This is a genomic window from Pseudomonas sp. LS.1a (assembly GCF_022533585.1).
Taxonomy (GTDB): Bacteria; Pseudomonadota; Gammaproteobacteria; order Pseudomonadales; family Pseudomonadaceae; genus Aquipseudomonas.
In genome coordinates this window covers 2,391,774-2,411,236 of record NZ_CP092827.1, presented here as the reverse complement: position 1 = coordinate 2,411,236, position 19,463 = coordinate 2,391,774, and the positions used below count along the sequence as shown (strand labels likewise).

Here is a 19,463-nt window from a genome sequence, read left to right as displayed (position 1 = left end):
GGACACGGTTGCGCCAGGTTGCAGGCATTCCGGATCGACCTGGGCTTTGAATGGTGTCGGGCAAGAGCTTCGTTGGCGCATGAAAATCCTGGCGATAAGGGTGATCGCGTCCGCTTAGAAATACGCGGACACCATCGGCCTTAAAGCTGGGCAGGAAACTGAGGAACAGTCAGTCCGTTGGCAATGGCGCTGGCTTCAAGCTTTGCACGCTCCGCGTCGAGAAACACATAGGCGGCCTGCAGCGTGGTGATCTTCGCTTGAATTTCGGCCATCTTGCTGGCGACGAGGACCGCGCCTTGCGCGCAATCGATCGTATTGCCCCGCTTGGCTGCAAGGATGTCGCCGATCTCGGCGAGTGAAAAACCGCCGCTCTGGGCACTCTGGATAAAGGCCAGATCAACAATGGTCTGGTCGCTATAGCTGCGGTAGTTGTTGGCTTGTCGATGGGCCACGATTAGCCCGAGTTGCTCGTAATAACGCACTGTATGGCGGCCGATTCCACTGCGGCGCTCCAACTCACCAATATTCACAGCAAAAATCCCTTGACTGTAGAGTACGCTCTACACCTTAGCCTGCGCCAATCATCCATACAAGGGTTCAGACATGAGCGTGGAATGCTTCGTCACAGGCGGCAGTGGGTTTGTGGGTCAACACTTGTTGGCCCACCTTACTGCAACAGGGCACACGACCCGGGTACTTATGCGTAACCCCGAAAACATCGAGCGCCTGAGAGCCCAGGTAAGCCGACTGGGCGGTGACCCTGCCTATATCCATGCAGTTGAAGGCGATATCAGCAGGGAGGGACTTGGACTCAGTGAAGCAGACAAGCAATGCGTGTCTTCGGCCGCTGTTGTCTTCCACCTCGCGGCGCAGTTTACCTGGGGCCTGACAATGGAGCAGGCCCGCGCAGTCAATGTACAAGGAGCGCTGAGAGTCGCCAGGCTCGCGGCGAGCCAGCGCGTCCGATTACTGATGGTGGGCGGCTATATGCTGCAGAACCTTACCCACCTTGCGAGTATCGGGGTTGATAACGAGCGCCCTGAAAACACCAATTGGCCCGCAGTCTACAGCCGTGCCGGTGGCTACGAAGGCAGCAAGCTGGAGTCCCATTTTGCGGTCATCCGTTTCATGCAGGAGGTGGGCGCGGACTACTCCATCGTTCATCCCGCCACGGTGTGTGGCCACAGCGAGAGTGGGCACATCCCTGAAGGACAACCCCTGGCCGAACTGATTCGAAATCTGGCCCTGGGCCGGTTCAAGGCTATCCCCGGTTCCGCCAGGCACTGGTTGCCATTGGTCAGCGTCGACTACCTGGTGATGATGATGACCTGCGTGGCGTTCGATCCCTCGATGGCCAACCGGGAGGTCCTGGCGCTCTATGAGCACACCCCGAACTTGCAGGGTATGCTCGAACAACTGGCAAAAACGCTGAAGATCAAGGCCCCCCGCCGCCATGTACCGATAGGGTTGCTCAAGTGGCTATTGATGATTCCCGGACTGGCGGCCCGATTCGCGATCAGCGCCGAGTCATTGAACTTCATTCAGACACAGCGCTTCGACATGCGTAACAGCCAGCAATTGGAACGAAAGTATCAGCTGGCACATCCCGACATGGCGCGAACGCTGGAGAAGACCGTGCGCTACGTCCAGGGTTACTTGCCTGATTACCATGCTGGCTCTTCTGAAAACCCGGCTGGAAGATAACGACTCGCGCCCTCAAGGAAAACTTCAGCTCGCGTAATTCTGTCGGACATTCCAATAATTTAGGTGCTATATTTTTGGGCATGGACCAGATAGTTACATCCTGACCGTTTGGTTAGTTACAGCGTGTCGGCGCTGAGCTTGGTCTTTAGGGAAAAAGGCGTGTGAATTGACGTGAAGCGTGACATCCACCTTGTTGTGCTACTGCTATCGGTCATAGGTTGTTCTCTCGCCTCGCTAACGCTGTGGAAGGTCATGGCCTCTCGCGAGCGCGCCCTGGAAGACATCAATGTCCATGGCCTGAACCTGACCCAGGCACTGTCCACCTATTCGGAAGGTATCGTCCGGCAGAGCTCAATGCTGTTGCTCGGGCTGGTCGAGCGCCTGGAAACCGAGGGCACCGAACCTGCACAGATCGAACGGCTGGGTCAGCTGGTCAAGCGTCAGCAACCATTGATGCCGCCAATGAGCGGCATCACCATCTATGCCAAGGATGGGCGCTGGCTCATGTCGTCCAACCGTCCGACTCCCGTCGGCGCCAACAGCAGCGACCGGGCCTTTTTTATCCACCACCGTGACGACCCGTCCCGCGCCCCCTTCATCGGCTTGCCAATCCGAAGCCGCGTCACTCAGGAATGGGTGATCACCATCAGCAGGCGATTCAACGACGGCCGCGGTGAATTCGCCGGCGTTGTTGCCATGACGCTCGGCGTGGAAAACTTCCTGCAACTTTTCGGCAAGCTGGACGTCGGCCATGACGGTGCCATCGGGCTGGCCTTTACCAACGGTTCCATGCTGGTGCGCTATCCGTTTCGGGAACAGGACATGGGGCGCAACTTTTCGAAGTCGCCAATCTTCGCCAAGTACCTCATCGACCAGTCAGCCGGCACCGCGTCATTCACCTCCAGCCTGGACGGCGTAGAACGCCTCTATGCGTTTCGCAAGAGTGACAAGCTACCCTTGGTGACAACGGTCGCGCTGGGCAAGCAGGAAGCACTTGCAGCCTGGCGGCTCGAGGCGCTGCTGTCGTCGCTGGTGGTCGCTGCGCTGCTCGCACTGACCGGAACCATCGGCTGGCTGCTGATTCGAGCCATGAGCCGGCGAAGCGCGGTCGAAAACGAACTGCGACTGACCCAACAGCAGTTGCTTGAGAGCAACCAACAGCTCGAACGCCAAGCGATGCATGATGCGCTGACGGGGCTTGCCAACCGGCGCTGCTTTGACGAGGCGCTGACCCAGGAGATCCGCACGGCCCATCGAGATGGGACCACGCTGGCTCTGCTGATGATCGACATCGATCATTTCAAGCGCTACAACGACACCTATGGGCATCCGGCTGGCGATGCCTGTCTGCAGCAGATGGCTCACCTGCTCTCCTCCTGCATCCGCCGCCCGCGCGACCTGCTGGCACGCTACGGGGGTGAGGAAATGGCTGTGATCCTGCCCGATACCGACAACGATGGAGCAACCGTCGTTGCCAGGCTGATGCTCGAGCGCCTGGCCTTGCAACATATCCCTCACGAAGGCAGCCCTTTCGGACAAGTAACCGCCAGTATCGGCATCGCCTGCTCCGATGGAACAGCCCTCGACAGCCCGCCGTCGCTAATTGAACGCGCCGACCAGGCGCTCTATATCGCCAAGCAAGCGGGCCGCAATCGCCTGCATGTCGACGGGGCGAATGTATAAAGCCAATGACAAGGAACGTATTGATGCAATCTCATTTCGGCAAAGGCGTCCTCTTTGCACTCTGCGCCGCAGCACTGAATGCAACGATCGGCGTACTCAGCAAGGTGTTGATGAACAGTGGATTCAGCTCCAGCAGCATCGCCCTGATAAAAACCGTACTTGGCTGCCTGCTGCTGTCAGCCTTGCTCATGTTCCTCAAGCGGCCCCTGCATACGGCCAAGTGGCTCCCTGCCGCTGTTTGCGCCTTTCTCGGCATTTTCGTGCTGTTCCACTTTGAAACCTCAGCCTATAGCCATTACGCCGCGGCAGGTGTCGTGGTGATCCTGATGGCGAGTGCCTCCATTTCTTCGATACTGCTGGGACGGATAGTCCTCAAGGACCCAATCACCGCCAACGCGACGGTAGGCGCCGGATTGACGATAGCCGGTATAGCCGTGATTTTCGGAGCCGATCTGGAACAAGGCTTCACGCTGCAAGGCGCAGTGCTCGCTTCGATCGGAGGCTGCGGTTATGGCGCATTTTCGGTTGCCATGAAGCGCATGGGCGTTTCCGGGGGGCTGCATTTCACTCGCCAACTGTTGTTTTTCGGCAGTCTTTACCTGCTGATGCCAGCTGCGACCGATGGGTTCATCATCGGAGAGCTTTCGTTGGCGGCGGTCATGGCACTGCTGGCTCTGGCTGCGTTGCCGACCATCCTCGGCTTCTTCTGTACCACCAAGGCCATCGAGTACCTGAAGCCATCGCAGGTCCAGGCACTGGAACTGACTGAACCGCTGTTTGCCGCGCTGCTGGCGTTCGTGATCCTCAATGAGGTACCTCGAGACACCTTGTACCTTGGGGCCGGGTTGATTCTCAGCGGACTGTGTTTCTCCAACGAGCTGATCCGGTTAGGCAAGAAAGCGCCACAGCCGTCCGGAGCGTGATTCGTTCTTCTGCCTGCACCTGGCGAGCAAGCGCTCCAAGAGCGCATGCTCGCGCCGCCGCATTACCAAACCGCTATATCGTAGGTCAGGTAGATCCGGTTGCTGTCGCGACCTCGGGAAAAGTCAGAACGGTAGACATAGTTGCGAAGTTTCACGCCCAACCCTTTCACCGGCCCGGACTGCACCACGTAGGCAAGCTCCACGTCACGCTCCCACTCGCTTAGCCCGGCATCAGCGGAGCGACCGTTGTCGCCGCTCAGGTAGCGCGCCATGAACGTGAGCCCGGGGACACCGGCTGCTGCAAAGTTGTAGGCATAGCTCGCCATCCAGGTTTTCTCTTCCTCCTCGATGAATTTGCCGATACCCACGTTGCTGAACGAGTAGACCGTCGCACCGCTGATGTACGGCAGCCCGGCCTCGCCGTCGAGCACCTGGTAACCGGCACCGACCGTGTGCCCGGTGTGTGTGTAGGACAGCTGCCCGCTGAACATGTCATTGTCGATCTCGCCACCGTGAGCGGCTCCGCTGTCGCGGCTCTTGAAATAGCGCAGGTCGGTGGTGAACACCCCGCCGGCCAACGGCAGGTCATGGGCCAGGCCGACATAGTCCTGGCGGTAGAAGTGTTCGAGCTGGCCGTGGAAGTAGCTCAAGCGCAGCTGCTTGCTGACGGCATAGTCGGCACCGGCAAAGTTGAAGTCGCCAGACTCCCCGCCGCTGTAGCCATCCAGGAACAGGCCCGTACTGTCGGAGGAATCCCGCTGCTTGAAGCGGTCCAGGTGGCCGGCAGTCAAGATCAGGCCATCGACATCGGTACTGGTCAGCTGCGTGCCTTGGTAGGTCTGCGGCAACAACCGCGCATCGTTGTAGACCAGCACCGGCGTCTTGGGCAGCAAGGTGCCATGCTTGACCACGGTCTGCCCCAGTCGCGCCTTGGCCGTCACCCCGGCACTGGCGAACTCGTCAGCCGCACGGCCATCGTCATGCACCGGCAGCAAGCCGGTACCGCTGCGGCCGCGGCCCGAATCAAGCCGTACGCCTACAAGCCCCAGGGCATCGAGCCCCAGGCCCAGCGGGCCTTGAGTGAACCCCGATTGGTAGTCCAGCAAAAAGCCCTGTGCCCACTCCACCCGCTCACTCTTGGCAGTTGCAGCAGCGCGGGCGCTCATGCCTTGTTCGTCGCGGAAGTTTTCGTTGAAGTAAACGTTGCGCAGCTGCAATTTGAGCTTGCCGTCGTCGATGAATCCGGCAGCGCCGGCCACAGGCAGCCAGCCGCAGAGCAGGCCACAGGTGGCCCCACGGAAAACAGTTCGGGACATGTTCGGTACTCTGTTGTTGTTCTTGGATGAGGTGGGCGCCAGCGGCGCCCCATGCAGATCAGACGAAGAAGGACAAGGCCCCCGTGACCAAGGCCAGCGCGGTGATGACCAGCGATGTCAGCACCGCCCATTTCACGGTGGCCTTCTGGAAGTCGCCGATGTCACGATCGACCATGCCCACCAGCAGCAAGGTCGAGGCCACCAACGGGCTCATCAGGTGCACCGGCTGCCCCAGCACCGAGGCGCGGGCGATTTCAACCGGGTCGATGCCATAGGCGGCCGCGGCGTTGGCAAGGATCGGCACCACGCCAAAGTAATAGGCGTCGTTGGACAGCACGAAGGTCAGCGGCATGCTGGTCAGCGCCACCACCAGCGGGAACCAGTGGCTCCACGCGTCGGGAATCCAGTCGACCAGGGTCTGCGCCAAGGCATCGACCATCTTGGTGCCAGAGAAGATCCCCGCGAAGATGCCTGCGGCGAACACCAGCAGCACCACGGTCATGGCGTTGCCCGAATGGGCGAGGATGCGCTCCTTCTGCAGATCCAGCTGCGGGTAGTTGATCATCAGCGCCGCGACGAAACCGATCATGAACAACAGTGCCGCGTGCATGACCCCCATCACCAGAGCCGTCATCACGGCAATCACCAGCACCAGGTTCACATACGCCAGCCGTGGGCGCTTGTGCGGGTTATCACCGAGGATTTCCTTGATGTAGCAGTTGCCGCCACCGGACTCCAGGGCGATGTTGCCGATGCGTCGGCGCTCGGCGCGGCCCAGCAGGTAGGCGGTGAACACCACCCAGGCCGCACCGCCGATCACGGTCGGCAGCAGCGGAATGAAATACTCGGTCGCATCCAGCCCGAGCGCGGCAATGGCCCGGGTGGCCGGCCCACCCCAGGGGCTCATGCCACTCATGATGCTCAGCGACAGCATGGACACCGTTGCCAGTATCATCGGGTTCATGCCAATGCGCTTGTACAGTGGCAGCATGGCCGCGCAGGTAATCATGTAGGTGGTGGTGCCGTCACCATCGAGCGCCACCAGCAGGGACAGCAGCGCAGTACCGATGGCGATCTTGATCGGGTCACCATTGACGCGCTTGAGGATCTTGCGGATCAACGGGTCGAACAGGCCGGCATCGATCATCAGGCCGAAGAACAGGATGGCGAACAGCAACAGGGCCGCCGAAGGCGCCACCATTTTCAAGCCATCGAGCATCATCTTGCCCAGTTCGGGGGCGAAGCCACCGATCACTGCAAAGACAACGGGTACTACGGTAAGCGCAACGATCGGTGACAGGCGTTTGCTCATGATCAGGTAGGTGAAGGTCACCACCATGATCAGGCCCAGGAGTGCGAGCATGGTCTTATCTCTTGTTTTTATTCTATTGCGGCCATCGCCAAGGCAGACGGCCCCCTACCCCACTCGACATCGCTGGGATGCTGAGTGGGATTCTAAGTCAACAATGGGAGGTAGAAGAGGCTTTCAGCCGTGATGCCTAGGCTCGGCAGACCAGTCGGCCGGCACAGTGTCCGCCACGTCCGGTGCAGCCGGGGTGCCGTTCAGGCGGCGCAGCAAGGTTTCCCGTTCACAGGCATTCTCAGACAGTGAGATGACCACGGTGGCCACGGCGTTGCTGGCCAGGCTGGTCAGGGCACGCGCCTCGGACATGAAGCGATCGATGCCGATCAGCAAGGCAAGCCCTGCAAGCGGGATGTCGTGAATGACGGTCAAGGTCGAGGCCAGCGCAACGAAACCGCTACCGGTCACACCCGCGGCGCCTTTTGACGACAACAGCATGATCGCCAGCATCGTCACCGTCTGGCCGAGGCTCAGATCAATGTTGCAGGCTTGAGCGATGAACACCGCCGCCAGCGACAGGTAGATGGCAGTACCGTCGAGGTTGAAGGAGTAGCCGGTTGGCAGCACCAGCCCGACCACACCTTTCTTGCAGCCCAGCTTTTCCAGTTTTTCCAGCATGCGTGGCAGTACAGGCTCGGTGGACGATGTGCCGAGCACCACCAGGAACTCCTCGCGGAAATAGCGCAGCAGCTTCCACAGGCTGAAGCCATGGGCACGGCAGATGCCGCCAAGCACCACGAGCACGAAAAACGCACAGGCGATGTAGAGCGTACCGACCAGCTTGGCCAGGGCGCCCAGGGACGTCACGCCGTACTGCCCGACGGTGAAGGCCAGCGCACCGAAGGCACCGACCGGGGCGAAGCGCATCAGGTAGCCGAAAATGCGGAACACCATGGTCGAGGCGGACTCCAGCACATCGAGTACCGGCTTGCCCTTCTCGCCCATGGACGACAGGGCAAAACCGCTGAGCACCGCGATGAACAGCACCGGCAACACTTCACCCTTGCTGAACGCCCCGATGAACGTGTCGGGAATGATGTGCATGAAGAAGTCGACCACGCTGAGCTTCGCCGCAGACGCGGCGTACTGGCCGAGCCCCTCGGTGCTGAGCGTGGCCGGGTCGATGTTCATGCCGACGCCCGGGCGGAACAGGTATACCGCTGCCAGGCCGATCATGAGGCTGACGACGGTCAGTACCAGGAACAGCAGCAAGGTCTTGCTCATCAAACGCCCCAGGGAGCGCTTGTCGGTCATGCCGGCGATACCGGTGACGATGGTGCAGAAGACCACGGGCGCGATCATCATCTTGATCAGCTTGATGAACGCATCACCCAGAGGCTTGAGCGCAACGGCCTGTTGCGCCCAGAAGTGACCGACCACCACGCCCAGCAGGACGGCGCAGAGGATCTGGAAGTACAGCGATTTGGCAAGTCTCATGAGGCATCACCCATTGTTCAAATTGTGCGGATGCGCTTGTTGCGAATGTACAGGTCTGGGCTACCGCCTGGGCTTACCCCGCCAACCTGCGGAATGTAGGGGCGTAAACGAAGCCTGAGAACAGCCGCCGGGCAGTTCGCACCACCGAGGCCTGAATCGTCTTGCCATCGGCACCGCTGCGTGACAGCGCGACATCGATACCGCCACTTGGGTGTTCCAGGCGTACCTCGGCCAGTTGCTCGGCGCCCTCGCCCAGCAGTTCGCCGATGACCGTACCGGGGCTGACGCAGGCAGTCGCCAACCCTATCGCGCCGGTGATGGCCAGGGCGCGGTGGCAGTTGTGCGGCATGAAGTAGCGAACCTGCAACGTGCCGTCATAGCGGGGCTTGGACACCAGCACCGGCTTCGGGATGACCATACCGCTGACATCGCCCAGGCCCATGGCCTTGCCGGCCTTCAGGCGCAACGCCTCGAGGCGCTCGAGCAGACCGACGTTGGCGTCGAGTTCGGCCGGGGTTTCCGAGCCGGTGACACCCAGCTGGCTGGCTTCAATCACCATCATCGGCATGGCCATGTCGATGCAGGTGACCGATACGCCATCGATCACATCCTTGGCCTTGCCAGTCGGGAACAGCTTGCCGGTCTTGCTGCCGACCGCATCGAGGAAGGTCAGGTGCACCGGGGCGGCAGTGCCCGGTACGCCATCGATCGCCGTACGGCCTTCGTAGCGCACGATGCCGCCGGGGGTTTCCACCAGCGAATTGACGAAAGTACCGGTGTTGAGGTTGCGAATACGCACCAGTGTCTTGCCGTCCTGGCCTTTGACCAGGCCTTGTTCGATGGCGAACGGGCCAACGGCGCACAGCATGTTGCCGCAGTTGGGCGCGGTATCGACCCGGCGCTGGGCGACCATGACCTGCACGAACAGGTAGTCGACATCGGCGTCGGCATGCAGCGAGGGGCTGACAATCGCTACCTTGCTGGTTTGCGGGCTACCGCCACCGATACCGTCGATTTCCAGTTCATGCCCGGAACCCATCAGGTTGATCAGCAATTCGTCGCGTTCGACCACATTGGCAGGAAGGTCCCATGCATGGAAAAAGGGGCCCTTGGAGGTGCCGCCGCGCATGAGTACGCAAGGAATTCGTTGCATGATTTCGCACTCTTGTTGATCAATGGACATCATTGATGCTGTGGACAAAAGATTGACAGGGATGGATAAATCAATCCAATGCAAATATCGTAGTCATTGTTCCGATTTGAGCATCAATAAAGAGCCCAATGCCAAGAGCGAACCGAGATGGAATATGAGCTGCAAGACATACGATCTTTCGTGAAAATCGCCGAACTCGGTAGCTTCCACGAAGCCGCAGAAGCGCTGCACCTGTCCCAGCCTGCCTTGAGCCGACGGATCAAGAAGCTCGAGGAAGGCTTGGGCACGTCGTTGCTGGAACGCACCACCCGTCGCGTCAGCCTGACCAGCGTCGGGCGTGACTTCCTGCCCAAGGCCAGGCGCCTGCTGGATGACTTCGAGGACTCGATCCTGAGCATTCGCGAACTCGCCGAACGACAGACCGGCCAGGTCACCCTCGCCTGCATCCCGACCGCGGCGTTCTATTTCCTGCCGTCGGTGATCCGCGACTACAACGAGCAATACCCGAAGATCCGCATTCGTCTGCTGGACCTCAGCGCCAACGACGGGCTCGAAGCCGTGCTGCGGGGTGAGGCCGATTTCGGCATCAACATGATGAGCGGCCAGCACCCGGACATCGAATTCGTCTCCCTGGTACAGGAGCATTTCGTGCTGGCCTGCCGCAGGGACCACAAGCTGGCGAACCGCGAAGCCGTCACCTGGACAGAACTGGCCGACTACCGCCTGATCGGCGTAGGCCGACTGAGCGGCAACCGGATGCTGCTGGACCATGCCCTGTCCGGGCTCAATCTGCGGCCCAAGTGGTTCTATGAGGTTCAGCACCTGTCCACCTCGCTGGGCATGGTCGAGGCCGGGCTGGGCGTGTCGGCCATGCCCAGCCTGGCCATGCCCAACGCCGACCACCCGACGCTGGTCAGCGTGCCGCTGATCGAACCCCAGGTCACCCGCACCCTGGGGTTGGTCTATCGCCGCGGGGCGTCGCTGTCGCCAGCAGCGGAGAAGTTCGTGTCGATCCTGCTGGACAAGTGGCCCAACCGATAAGCGAAACGCCTTGCGGTTCGCGCGGTGCGGCACAGGGGAAAAACCGGCGGCGTCCATGGTTCACTCTCCTCCCAGCCCCAGGGCGTTGGGCCGGCGTTTCTCGATCGCGAACTTCAGCAGTGCCGCGCTGCGGAACAGGCCATGAGCGAACTTGCCATAGGGCAGCGTGACGAATAGCGCCATCACAGTGCCCAAATGGATCGCCAGCAGGATCGCCATCGCTGCGGTATCACGCAGGCCCAGCAACGCAAGGCCCGTGGCGCTGACCAGCAGCAGAAGCAGGATGAACGCCCGGTCCATGGGCCGCTGGGCAACATCGCCCTGCTCCGGCGCCCTGCGCAGGTTCAGCGCCAACAGCCCGGCCGGCCCGACGATCAAGCCAATGCCGCCGAGTGTTCCGAGCAACACCGGTGCACTCAGCAGCGGGTACGGCGCCTGCTGGCCCAGCAGGTAGTGATACCCGGTGGCGACCACCGTGGCGGCAAAGCACAACATGAAACCGTAGAAGGTGAAGTGATGGAAGCGCCGGCGCCAGAGCGTGTAGCGATCATCGGCATTGTTGCAACCTTGGCCGTGTCCGCCGTCCAGGTATTTCAGGGTCAACGCTGCGCTTGATGCCTCGAACACTGCCCCTTTGGCCGGTTGCGCCAGCGCCTCGGCAGGCGAGACCGAGCGCCAGAAACGTCGTACCGCCACCGCCAGGGCCACACCTGCAGCGGCAAAGACACTACCGAACATCAGCGCCAGAGCGTTGTGCGGGAAGACCGCATAGAAGTTCCCCGCCAACCGCCCGGGCAGCAGCGTGCCGTTGACGTACAAGGTCAGCAGCAAGAACAGCGACAAGGCGAGGGCCAATGCAGTGGCGACATAGGTGCCGTTGTGCCGATACAGCCGTCCGAAGAGGGCCGGCCAGGCGTACTCGGCGTAAGTCTGCCCGCGCACCTTGGCCATTGCCTGGGGCACGTTGACGGCAAACTCGTGGGGTTGGGCGTACTGGCAGGCGTGCAGGCAAGCGCCGCAGTTGTGGCACAGGTTGGCCAGGTAATGGATGTCGGCCTTGCCGAACTCCAGCCTGCGGGTCATGGCCGGGAATACTGCGCAGAAGCCTTCGCAGTATCGGCAGGCGTTGCAGATCCGCATTTGCCGGTCCACTTCCCGCTCCTCCAGGTTCAACACCGGGATCAGTGCGAGGGCCGGCCGGGCGGCATCAGGCTGGCGTGGTTCAGGCAGTTGCACGGTCATGGCGATTCTCTTTTTCTGGATGTTCGTAACCTGCCGCCGCAGCGGCGCTGGTCCCGGCGATACGGCCGAAGGCGGTGCCGATGGACATGCCGACACCTGCGGTGTAGCCCTTGCCCAGTACGTTGCCCGCCATCATCTCGCCGGCAACGAACAGGTTCGGACTGGGACGTCTGTCGAAATGGACCGCGGCAGTTTCATCGGTGCGCAACCCCAGATAGGTGAAAGTCACGCCAGGACGCAGTGGGTAACCGTAGTAAGGCGGTGTATCGATCGGGCGCGCCCAGTGGCTTTTCACCGGCTCCAGGCCCACGGTGTGACAGTCATCCAGCCGGGTGTGGTCGAAAGTGCCCACCTGGCAGGCCTGGTTGTAGGCATGTACGGTTTCGAGGAAGGCCTGCACAGGCAAACCGAGCAGGCCGGCCAGCGCCTCCAGGCTGTCGGCGGTGGCACCGGGGAAAACCGGCGGCATGAAGCGACCGAGCGCTTTCTGGTCGATGATCGAGAACCCCACCTGCCCGGGCTGATGGGCCACGAGACGCCCCCAGATGGCATAGCGCTTGGGCCAGAAGTCCTCGCCTTCGTCATAGAAGCGCTGGCCGTCGCGGTTGACCACCACGCCCAGCGACACACAATCGATGCGCGTGCAGATGCCGCCGTCGTACAGCGGAGCGCGAGCATCGATCGCCACCATGTGCGCCTGGGTCGGGTCGCCAATCGTGTCGGCGCCCTGTTCGATCATGCGGCGCAACAAGACCCCGTCATTGAAACGCGTACCGCGGATCAGGAAATTGTCTGAAGGCCACTCCCCTCGCGCGTTCTGCCCCCAGGCCTCGCGCAGCCACTGGCGGTTGGACTCGAAACCGCCGGCGGCAAGCACACAGGTGCGTGCCTCGATGCGCTCGGCGGGCAGTTGCCGCCCCTGAACCTCACGCGCCGGCACATGGGCCGCAACGAAGCGTCCGTCCTGCAGTTCGATGTCGGCTACAGGCGTGTCGTAGCGGATCTGCACCCCGAGGTTTTCGGCGCTGCGAAAGTAGGCATTGACCAGCGCCTTGCCGCCGCCCATGAAGAAGGCATTGGTCCGTGCGGTGTGCAGCGCACCCGACAACGAGGGCTGGAAATGCACACCATGGCGGCGCATCCACCCGCGGCAGCTGGAGGACGCGCGAATCACCAGACGCGCGAGCTTTTCGTCAGTCTGGCCACCGGTGACCTTCAGCAAGTCCTGCCAGAACTCTTCCTCCGGGTAAGCCTCGACCAGCACGTCCTGCGGGCCATCATGCATGCAGCGCAGGTTACGTGTGTGTTGTGAATTACCACCACGCCAGGCGCGGGGCGCGGCCTCGAGCAGCAGCACGCTGGCTCCGGCCTCTCGCGCCATCAGCGCGGCACAGAGGGCGGCATTGCCCCCTCCGATGACTAGCACATCGATCATTTCGCCTCCAGGTCACGAAGAGCCGAATGTTCGGGTGCTCCTCGTGGCCACGGACTTTAATGAGTGCCCGGAGGGTGCGAAACGCGATCGTCGGGGGGAGGCATTCAGTTTTTCTAAAGGGGTTGGATGAATGAACCCACAGTCTGGGTCATAGCAACCGGGCCCCAGGCCATCGGCCCTGCTCCACCAGATCCCGAGCGACCTCCTGCAGTACGATCCGTGTCGCCAACGCGGCCGGCGAGAGCTCGTCATCGGTCAGGCTGACAATCACATTGCGACGCTGCGCCTGTGCTTCATCGATGGCAAACACGCGCAAGCCCGCCTGATGCGCCCGGGCCACCGTGGCGCCGGGCTGGATGGTGGCGGCATGGCCCGCACAGACACAATCCATCAACAGCGACAGACCATCGACTTCCATGACGATGCTGGCCTCCAGCCCGGCCCGTTCGAAAATCGAGCGCAATGTCGTACGCAGACCATGCTGGGTGCTGGGCATCACCAAGGGGAGCGTCGCAATCTGTTGCAATGTAAGCGACTCGCCCCACTCGGCCTTGACCAGCGGGGCGGGAACCAGCACGAACAGCCGCTCCGTCAGAAGCGCCCGGACATCCAGCCGCGGCCCCGTCTCTGCCTGGAACAGCACCGCCAGGTCAAGGTGCCTGGCATTGAGTTGGTTCATCAGATAGCCAGACAGCATTTCCACCAGGTGCAGGCGGATGTCCGGATAGCGTTCGCGCATCCTGTCGATCAACGCCAGGCCAAGAATCGATGCGGTGGTCGGTGCCAACCCCACGCTGGCGTAGCCGCTCATGCGGCCGCTCTGTGCTGCCAGCACAGCATGCTCCGCCTGACGAAGCGCCAGGCGCGCATGGTATTCAAAGGCCAGGCCCGCCGCCGTCGGCGAGACGCCGGTGCTCGAACGTGTCAAAAGCCGGGTACTCACCTCGCTCTCCAGCTTCGACAGTTGCTGGCTCAGTGCGGAGGCGCCGACCCCGAGCTCGACCGCCGCCCTGCCAAGACTGCCGTACTCCAGAACACTCAGGAAATAGCGAAGCTGACGTAACTCCATACAACTCTCTTCAACGATGGGGGCAGGCCTGGAGCATGTTAACCGTATTTGCACAGCGTGGGCGGTCAAGCCTTGATCGACAGGACGCTACGGTGGAACGGACTGGCCCGCCCTCATGGAACTGCACATGACTCATTGAATTGGCAGGGACCCTGTGGGAGCGGCTTTAGCCGCGAACACCGGCGCAGCCGGTGCCATCCACCGCGTTGGATTCTTCGCGGCTAAAGCCGCTCCCACAGGGTACGCGGACTGCTTGCGAATTCAGTTCGCCAAGCGTCAGCGCAGCCCACAAGCTGGCCGATCTCCTGCAAGGCCTTCTTTTCGTCTGCAGGAATCAATCTGGCAGGCCTTGCAATACATGCGAAAATTCGTATATTTGATAAACCATATATATCAAGCATGAAGAGCAAACACCGAGAACTGCCATGACTGACTCGCTGACCCCGACCCAGGTCTTCAAATGCCTCGCCGACGAGAACCGCATTCGGATGATGCTGCTGATCGCTCGCGAGCAAGAGCTATGCGTCTGTGAACTGATTTGCGCCCTGGAAGAAAGCCAACCCAAGGTCTCCCGCCACCTGGCACAACTGCGTACCTGCGGCCTGCTTGAAGACCGCCGCCAAGGCCAGTGGGTCTACTACCGCCTGCATCCAGAACTGCCCACCTGGGTACGCGATGTCCTGGTAACAACGCTGGAGGCCAACCGCGACTGGTTGAACACCAGCGCCAAACGACTGGACAGCATGGGTGACCGCCCTCAGCGCGTCGCTACCTGCTGCTGACCACTGCCGAGAAAAACACGGCATTTTTCACATTGCCTTTCGAACAACTGGATGCCACCCAGCTCAAGGCGAGCTGGCACGTATCGGAACGCTCTGACGTTCAGGGAGATACACCATGAGCAAAAGCCGACTTTCCTTCCTCGACCGCTACCTGACGGTCTGGATCTTTTTGGCCATGGGCCTTGGCATCGCCCTGGGCAGCCTGTTCCAAGGGTTGCCGGTTTGGCTGAACAGCTTGTCGCTGGGCTCGACGAACATCCCCATCGCGATCGGCCTGATCGTGATGATGTACCCGCCATTGGCAAAGGTGAAATACGAGGAGTTGCCGCAGGTCTTCAAGGACAAACGCATCCTCGCCCTGTCGCTGATTCAGAACTGGGTGATCGGCCCGGTGCTGATGTTCGGGCTGGCGGTCGTTTTTCTTTCCGACAGGCCCGAGTACATGACCGGCCTTATCCTCATCGGCCTGGCACGTTGCATCGCCATGGTGCTGGTGTGGAACCAGATCGCCGGCGGCAACAACCAGTACGTGGCCGGCCTGGTTGCCTTCAACAGCATTTTCCAGATTGTGTTCTTCAGTGTGTACGCCTGGATTTTCCTGGGGCTGCTGCCCCCGCTGTTCGGCCTGGAGGGCAGCGTCATCGAGACCAGCTTCCTCGATATCGCCCAATCGGTGCTGATCTACCTGGGTATCCCGTTCCTGGCCGGCTTCCTGACCCGGAAGATCCTGATCAGCAGTAAGGGCGCAACCTGGTACCAGGAGCAGTTCATTCCGAAGATCAGCCCGCTGACGCTCGTGGCGTTGCTGCTGACCATCGTGGCCATGTTCAGCCTGAAAGGCGACATGGTCCTGCAACTGCCGCTGGATGTGCTGCGCATCGCCATCCCACTGACCATCTATTTCGTGGTGATGTTCTTCATCAGCTTCTGGATGGGCAAGCTGCTGGCAGCCGACTACCCCCGCACCACTGCGCTGGCCTTTACCGCGGCAAGCAACAATTTCGAACTGGCCATTGCCGTGGCCATCGCCACCTTCGGCCTTGCCTCGCCGGTCGCCTTTGCCACCGTCATCGGGCCTTTGGTGGAAGTGCCGGTACTGATCTCGCTGGTTGGCGTGGCCTGGTGGCTCAAGCGCCGCTGGTTCGATCAGGCGTCCGGTGCCTTGTCCCAGGAGTAGAACCATGACCGAACATGTTATCCCCAACATCGACAGCGAACTGATCGACCTGCCATCCGCCGAAAAACTGGCGATCGCCCGGCAGTCCACCCACAAGCCGCGCATCCTGCTGCTGTACGGATCGACCCGCGAACGCTCCTTCAGCCGCCTGCTGACGGAGGAAGCGGCCCGCCTGCTGGAGCACTTCGGTGCCGAGACGCGAATCTTCAACCCGTCCGGCCTGCCATTGGCGGATGACGCCCCCGAAGACCACCCCATGGTCAAGGAGCTGCGCGAACTGGTGCTGTGGTCGGAAGGCATGGTCTGGTGCTCGCCGGAACGCCACGGCGCGATGACCGGTGTGTTCAAGTCGCAGATCGACTGGATCCCCCTGAGCATGGGCGCTGTGCGCCCGACCCAGGGCAAGACCCTCGCGGTCATGCAGGTGTGCGGCGGTTCGCAGTCGTTCAACGTGGTCAACCAGCTGCGCGTGCTGGGCCGCTGGATGCGCATGTTCACCATCCCTAACCAGTCGTCAGTGCCCAAGGCCTACCTGGAGTTCGACGAAGCGGGCCGCATGAAACCGTCCCCGTACTACGACCGTGTCGTCGATGTCATGGAAGAACTGGTGAAGTTCACCCTGCTGTTGCGTGACCGCGCCGACTACCTCGTCGACCGCTACTCCGAGCGCAAGGAGTCGGCCGAAGAACTGTCCAGGCGTGTCAATCAACGATCCATCTGAAGTCCCAACTCGAGAACAGGAACATGGCAATCAAAGTAGGCATCAACGGATTTGGCCGTATCGGTCGCCTGGCGCTGCGGGCGTCCTGGGATTGGCCGGAATTCGAATTCGTCCAGATCAATGACCCGGCCGGCGACGCCGAGACCCACGCCCACCTGATCAACTTCGACTCGGTCCACGGGCGCTGGCATCGTGAAGCCGGGGCACAAGGCGACGCGCTGGTGATCGACGGCAAGCGCATCAAGGTCACTGCGAACAAGGCAATCACCGACACCGATTGGTCGGGCTGCGACCTGGTCATCGAGGCCAGCGGCAAGATGAAGTCGGTAGCCGTGCTCCAGGCCTACCTGGATCAGGGCGTCAAACGCGTAGTGGTCTGCGCTCCGGTGAAGGAGAAAGGCGCGCTGAACGTGGTGATGGGGGTCAACCAGCACCTGTTCGATCCGGCGCTACACCGTATCGTCACCGCCGCGTCCTGCACCACCAACTGCCTGGCCCCGGTGGTCAAGGTGATTCACGAGAACCTGGGTATCCGCCACGGCTCGATCACCACCATCCACGACCTGACCAATACCCAGAGCATCCTCGATACGCCGCACAAGGACCTGCGTCGCGCCCGTGCCTCAGGCATGAGCCTGATCCCGACCACAACGGGCTCGGCTACCGCAATCGCCGAGATATTCCCTGAGCTGCGCGGCAAGCTGAATGGTCACGCCGTGCGTGTACCGCTGGCCAACGCCTCGCTGACCGACTGCGTGTTCGAAGTGGCGCGTGAGACCACGGCTGAAGAGGTCAACGCGTTGCTGAAGGCGGCTGCCGAAGGCCCGTTGAAAGGCATTCTGGGCTACGAAGCGCGACCACTGGTGTCCATCGACTACCGCACAGACCCGCGGTCCTCGATCATCGATGCGCTATCGACCCTGGTAGTCAATGGCACCCAGGTGAAGATCTACGCCTGGTACGACAACGAGTGGGGCTACGCCAACCGTGCAGCGGAGCTGGCCCGAATGGTCGGCCTGGCGGAGTAGACGGCAAACATGATGGCGTTGTCAGCCCTGCCTGCTCAAGTGCGTCAGTACCTGCTGGTTACCGGCAACTACTGGGCCTTCACACTCACCGACGGCGCGTTGCGCATGCTGGTGGTACTGCACTTCCATTCGTTGGGCTACACGCCGCTGCAGATCGCGGCGCTGTTCCTGTTCTATGAAGTGTTCGGCGTGATCACCAACCTGGTGGGCGGCTACCTTGGCGCCCGCCTGGGGCTCAACCGCACCATGAACATCGGCCTGGGCATGCAGGTGCTGGCGTTGCTGATGCTTACGGTACCGTCAGCCTGGCTGACAGTACCCTGGGTGATGGCCGCCCAGGCGTTGTCCGGCATCGCCAAGGACCTGAACAAGATGAGTGCCAAGAGCTCCATCAAGCTTCTGGTGCCGGACAGCCAGCAAGGCACCCTCTACAAGTGGGTGGCCATCCTGACGGGCTCGAAAAACGCGCTCAAAGGCGTGGGTTTCTTCCTTGGCGGCGCCCTGCTCGCCCTGCTCGGTTTTACCTTGGCGGTGCTGGCCATGGCTGCGGTACTGGCATTGATCTGGGTCGGCAGCCTGATCCTGCTGAAGAAGGACCTGGGCAAAGCCAAGGCCAAACCAAAGTTCCGCGACGTGCTGTCCAAGAGCCGGGCCATCAACATCCTCTCGGCCGCACGGCTGTTTCTCTTTGGCGCCCGTGACGTCTGGTTCGTCGTGGCATTGCCGGTGTACCTGAGCACGGCTTTTGGCTGGGACTTCTGGCTGGTCGGCGGCTTCATGGCTGCATGGGTAATCGGCTACGGCATCGTTCAGTCGTTTGCCCCCCACATCACTGGCAAGAAGCGCGGCCATGTGCCCGACGGTCGGGCGGCTTTCATCTGGGCGATCGCCCTTGCCGGGCTGCCTGCGCTCATCGCCCTGGGCCTGTCGGCAGGCTGGTCGGCTCAGGTGGTGGTGCTTGGCGGGCTGATGCTGTTCGGCGTGCTGTTCGCCGTGAACTCGTCGCTGCACAGCTACCTGATCGTCAGTTATGCCAAGGAAGACGGGGTATCGCTGGATGTGGGCTTCTATTACATGTCCAACGCGCTAGGGCGGCTGGTCGGTACGCTGCTTTCCGGTTGGGTATTCCAGGCTTACGGGCTGCAAGCCTGCCTGTGGATCTCCACGGCCTTCGTTGTGCTGGCTGCCCTGATTTCAATCGCCTTGCCACAGCACACCACCGTGGTTGCTCCGCGCTAGCCCCCGCTTTGCCGAGGACTGGCGCGCTGCGCTTGAATCACATTACCCGAACCTGGTACGCCGTTCGCTGGTTTCAAGCCACCACCTTAGCGCTACTGGTATTGGTCTGGCTGGCCGCAGCTCCTGCGGCCAGCCCTTTCGATGGGCCTG

The 19,463-nt window shown here is 61.5% G+C and carries 17 protein-coding genes; 9 read left to right on the top strand and 8 right to left on the bottom strand.

Annotation, left to right across the window (positions count from 1 at the left end; genetic code table 11):
• Nucleotides 1-140: 140 nt before the first annotated feature.
• The gene (locus tag MKK04_RS11075) at nucleotides 141-530 is read right to left on the bottom strand and encodes a MerR family transcriptional regulator (RefSeq protein WP_207830246.1); all 390 of its coding nucleotides are present in this window, start codon (nucleotides 528-530) and stop codon (nucleotides 141-143) included.
• Between the two features lie 73 nt (nucleotides 531-603).
• Here MKK04_RS11075 and MKK04_RS11070 point away from each other — a divergent pair, with 73 nt between their 5' ends.
• From MKK04_RS11070 to MKK04_RS11060, 3 genes are all read left to right on the top strand, one after another.
• Entirely contained in the window at nucleotides 604-1,704 is a 1,101-nt protein-coding gene (locus MKK04_RS11070) for an SDR family oxidoreductase (protein WP_241106586.1), read from the top strand.
• Nucleotides 1,705-1,875: 171 nt separating this feature from the next.
• On the top strand, nucleotides 1,876-3,387 hold the full coding sequence (locus tag MKK04_RS11065; RefSeq protein ID WP_241106585.1) for a sensor domain-containing diguanylate cyclase: 1,512 nt from the start codon (nucleotides 1,876-1,878) through the stop codon (nucleotides 3,385-3,387).
• A 23-nt stretch (nucleotides 3,388-3,410) separates the two neighbouring features.
• Nucleotides 3,411-4,310 (top strand): DMT family transporter, encoded by a 900-nt coding sequence (locus tag MKK04_RS11060; protein ID WP_063913521.1) that lies wholly within the window; start codon nucleotides 3,411-3,413, stop codon nucleotides 4,308-4,310.
• A 62-nt stretch (nucleotides 4,311-4,372) separates the two neighbouring features.
• On the opposite strand, the gene MKK04_RS11055 is transcribed toward MKK04_RS11060, so the two are convergent.
• The 4 genes from MKK04_RS11055 to MKK04_RS11040 all read right to left on the bottom strand — a co-directional run bounded on the left by MKK04_RS11055 (nucleotide 4,373) and on the right by MKK04_RS11040 (nucleotide 9,579).
• Nucleotides 4,373-5,626, bottom strand: coding sequence for an OprD family porin (locus tag MKK04_RS11055; RefSeq protein WP_241106584.1), 1,254 nt, complete (start codon nucleotides 5,624-5,626; stop codon nucleotides 4,373-4,375).
• Between the two features lie 58 nt (nucleotides 5,627-5,684).
• Nucleotides 5,685-6,989: a CitMHS family transporter gene (locus MKK04_RS11050; protein ID WP_241106583.1), complete on the bottom strand. Its 1,305-nt coding sequence runs from the start codon at nucleotides 6,987-6,989 to the stop codon at nucleotides 5,685-5,687.
• Between the two features lie 123 nt (nucleotides 6,990-7,112).
• A complete protein-coding gene (gene dctA, locus MKK04_RS11045; RefSeq protein ID WP_207830256.1) occupies nucleotides 7,113-8,426 on the bottom strand; it encodes a C4-dicarboxylate transporter DctA in 1,314 nt (437 codons plus the stop codon).
• 73 nt (nucleotides 8,427-8,499) lie between these two features.
• Nucleotides 8,500-9,579 carry a 4-oxalomesaconate tautomerase gene (locus MKK04_RS11040; protein ID WP_082888347.1) on the bottom strand — a complete coding sequence of 360 codons (1,080 nt, stop codon included), beginning with the start codon at nucleotides 9,577-9,579 and terminating at the stop codon, nucleotides 8,500-8,502.
• 147 nt (nucleotides 9,580-9,726) lie between these two features.
• Here MKK04_RS11040 and MKK04_RS11035 point away from each other — a divergent pair, with 147 nt between their 5' ends.
• Complete coding sequence (locus MKK04_RS11035; protein ID WP_016714082.1) at nucleotides 9,727-10,620, top strand: LysR family transcriptional regulator; 894 nt, start codon at nucleotides 9,727-9,729, stop codon at nucleotides 10,618-10,620.
• A 60-nt stretch (nucleotides 10,621-10,680) separates the two neighbouring features.
• Here the strand turns inward: MKK04_RS11035 and tcuB are convergent, their stop codons facing one another.
• From tcuB to MKK04_RS11020, 3 genes are all read right to left on the bottom strand, one after another.
• Entirely contained in the window at nucleotides 10,681-11,862 is a 1,182-nt protein-coding gene (gene tcuB / locus MKK04_RS11030) for a tricarballylate utilization 4Fe-4S protein TcuB (RefSeq protein WP_241106582.1), read from the bottom strand.
• Nucleotides 11,843-13,297 (bottom strand): FAD-dependent tricarballylate dehydrogenase TcuA, encoded by a 1,455-nt coding sequence (gene tcuA, locus MKK04_RS11025; RefSeq protein ID WP_207830259.1) that lies wholly within the window; start codon nucleotides 13,295-13,297, stop codon nucleotides 11,843-11,845. The genes tcuB and tcuA overlap by 20 nt, the downstream gene beginning before the upstream one ends.
• A gap of 148 nt (nucleotides 13,298-13,445) precedes the next feature.
• A complete protein-coding gene (locus MKK04_RS11020) occupies nucleotides 13,446-14,366 on the bottom strand; it encodes a LysR family transcriptional regulator (protein ID WP_233687488.1) in 921 nt (306 codons plus the stop codon).
• 425 nt (nucleotides 14,367-14,791) lie between these two features.
• On the opposite strand from MKK04_RS11020, the gene MKK04_RS11015 reads away from it, so the two are divergent.
• From MKK04_RS11015 to arsJ, 5 genes are all read left to right on the top strand, one after another.
• Nucleotides 14,792-15,148, top strand: a complete 357-nt coding sequence (locus MKK04_RS11015) for a metalloregulator ArsR/SmtB family transcription factor (RefSeq protein ID WP_063913529.1) — start codon at nucleotides 14,792-14,794, stop codon at nucleotides 15,146-15,148.
• A gap of 115 nt (nucleotides 15,149-15,263) precedes the next feature.
• Nucleotides 15,264-16,325, top strand: a complete 1,062-nt coding sequence (gene arsB, locus MKK04_RS11010; protein ID WP_207830262.1) for an ACR3 family arsenite efflux transporter — start codon at nucleotides 15,264-15,266, stop codon at nucleotides 16,323-16,325.
• Between the two features lie 4 nt (nucleotides 16,326-16,329).
• Entirely contained in the window at nucleotides 16,330-17,046 is a 717-nt protein-coding gene (gene arsH, locus MKK04_RS11005; protein WP_241106581.1) for an arsenical resistance protein ArsH, read from the top strand.
• Between the two features lie 23 nt (nucleotides 17,047-17,069).
• Nucleotides 17,070-18,074 carry an ArsJ-associated glyceraldehyde-3-phosphate dehydrogenase gene (locus MKK04_RS11000; protein ID WP_207830269.1) on the top strand — a complete coding sequence of 335 codons (1,005 nt, stop codon included), beginning with the start codon at nucleotides 17,070-17,072 and terminating at the stop codon, nucleotides 18,072-18,074.
• Nucleotides 18,075-18,083: 9 nt separating this feature from the next.
• The gene (gene arsJ / locus MKK04_RS10995) at nucleotides 18,084-19,313 is read left to right on the top strand and encodes an organoarsenical effux MFS transporter ArsJ (protein ID WP_241106580.1); all 1,230 of its coding nucleotides are present in this window, start codon (nucleotides 18,084-18,086) and stop codon (nucleotides 19,311-19,313) included.
• Nucleotides 19,314-19,463 lie beyond the last annotated feature (150 nt).

Excerpts from the sequence above, each read along its gene's own strand:
- MKK04_RS11020 (WP_233687488.1), bottom strand. The coding sequence starts at position 14,366 with ATGGAGTTACGTCAGCTTCGCTATTTCCTGAGTGTTCTGGAGTACGGC.
- MKK04_RS11070 (WP_241106586.1), top strand. The coding sequence starts at position 604 with ATGAGCGTGGAATGCTTCGTCACAGGCGGCAGTGGGTTTGTGGGTCAA.
- MKK04_RS11055 (WP_241106584.1), bottom strand. The coding sequence starts at position 5,626 with ATGTCCCGAACTGTTTTCCGTGGGGCCACCTGTGGCCTGCTCTGCGGC.
- dctA (WP_207830256.1), bottom strand. The coding sequence starts at position 8,426 with ATGAGACTTGCCAAATCGCTGTACTTCCAGATCCTCTGCGCCGTCCTG.
- MKK04_RS11035 (WP_016714082.1), top strand. The coding sequence starts at position 9,727 with ATGGAATATGAGCTGCAAGACATACGATCTTTCGTGAAAATCGCCGAA.
- MKK04_RS11015 (WP_063913529.1), top strand. The coding sequence starts at position 14,792 with ATGACTGACTCGCTGACCCCGACCCAGGTCTTCAAATGCCTCGCCGAC.
- arsJ (WP_241106580.1), top strand. The coding sequence starts at position 18,084 with ATGATGGCGTTGTCAGCCCTGCCTGCTCAAGTGCGTCAGTACCTGCTG.
- MKK04_RS11040 (WP_082888347.1), bottom strand. The coding sequence starts at position 9,579 with ATGCAACGAATTCCTTGCGTACTCATGCGCGGCGGCACCTCCAAGGGC.
- arsH (WP_241106581.1), top strand. The coding sequence starts at position 16,330 with ATGACCGAACATGTTATCCCCAACATCGACAGCGAACTGATCGACCTG.
- tcuA (WP_207830259.1), bottom strand. The coding sequence starts at position 13,297 with ATGATCGATGTGCTAGTCATCGGAGGGGGCAATGCCGCCCTCTGTGCC.
- arsB (WP_207830262.1), top strand. The coding sequence starts at position 15,264 with ATGAGCAAAAGCCGACTTTCCTTCCTCGACCGCTACCTGACGGTCTGG.
- MKK04_RS11050 (WP_241106583.1), bottom strand. The coding sequence starts at position 6,989 with ATGCTCGCACTCCTGGGCCTGATCATGGTGGTGACCTTCACCTACCTG.
- tcuB (WP_241106582.1), bottom strand. The coding sequence starts at position 11,862 with ATGACCGTGCAACTGCCTGAACCACGCCAGCCTGATGCCGCCCGGCCG.
- MKK04_RS11060 (WP_063913521.1), top strand. The coding sequence starts at position 3,411 with ATGCAATCTCATTTCGGCAAAGGCGTCCTCTTTGCACTCTGCGCCGCA.
- MKK04_RS11000 (WP_207830269.1), top strand. The coding sequence starts at position 17,070 with ATGGCAATCAAAGTAGGCATCAACGGATTTGGCCGTATCGGTCGCCTG.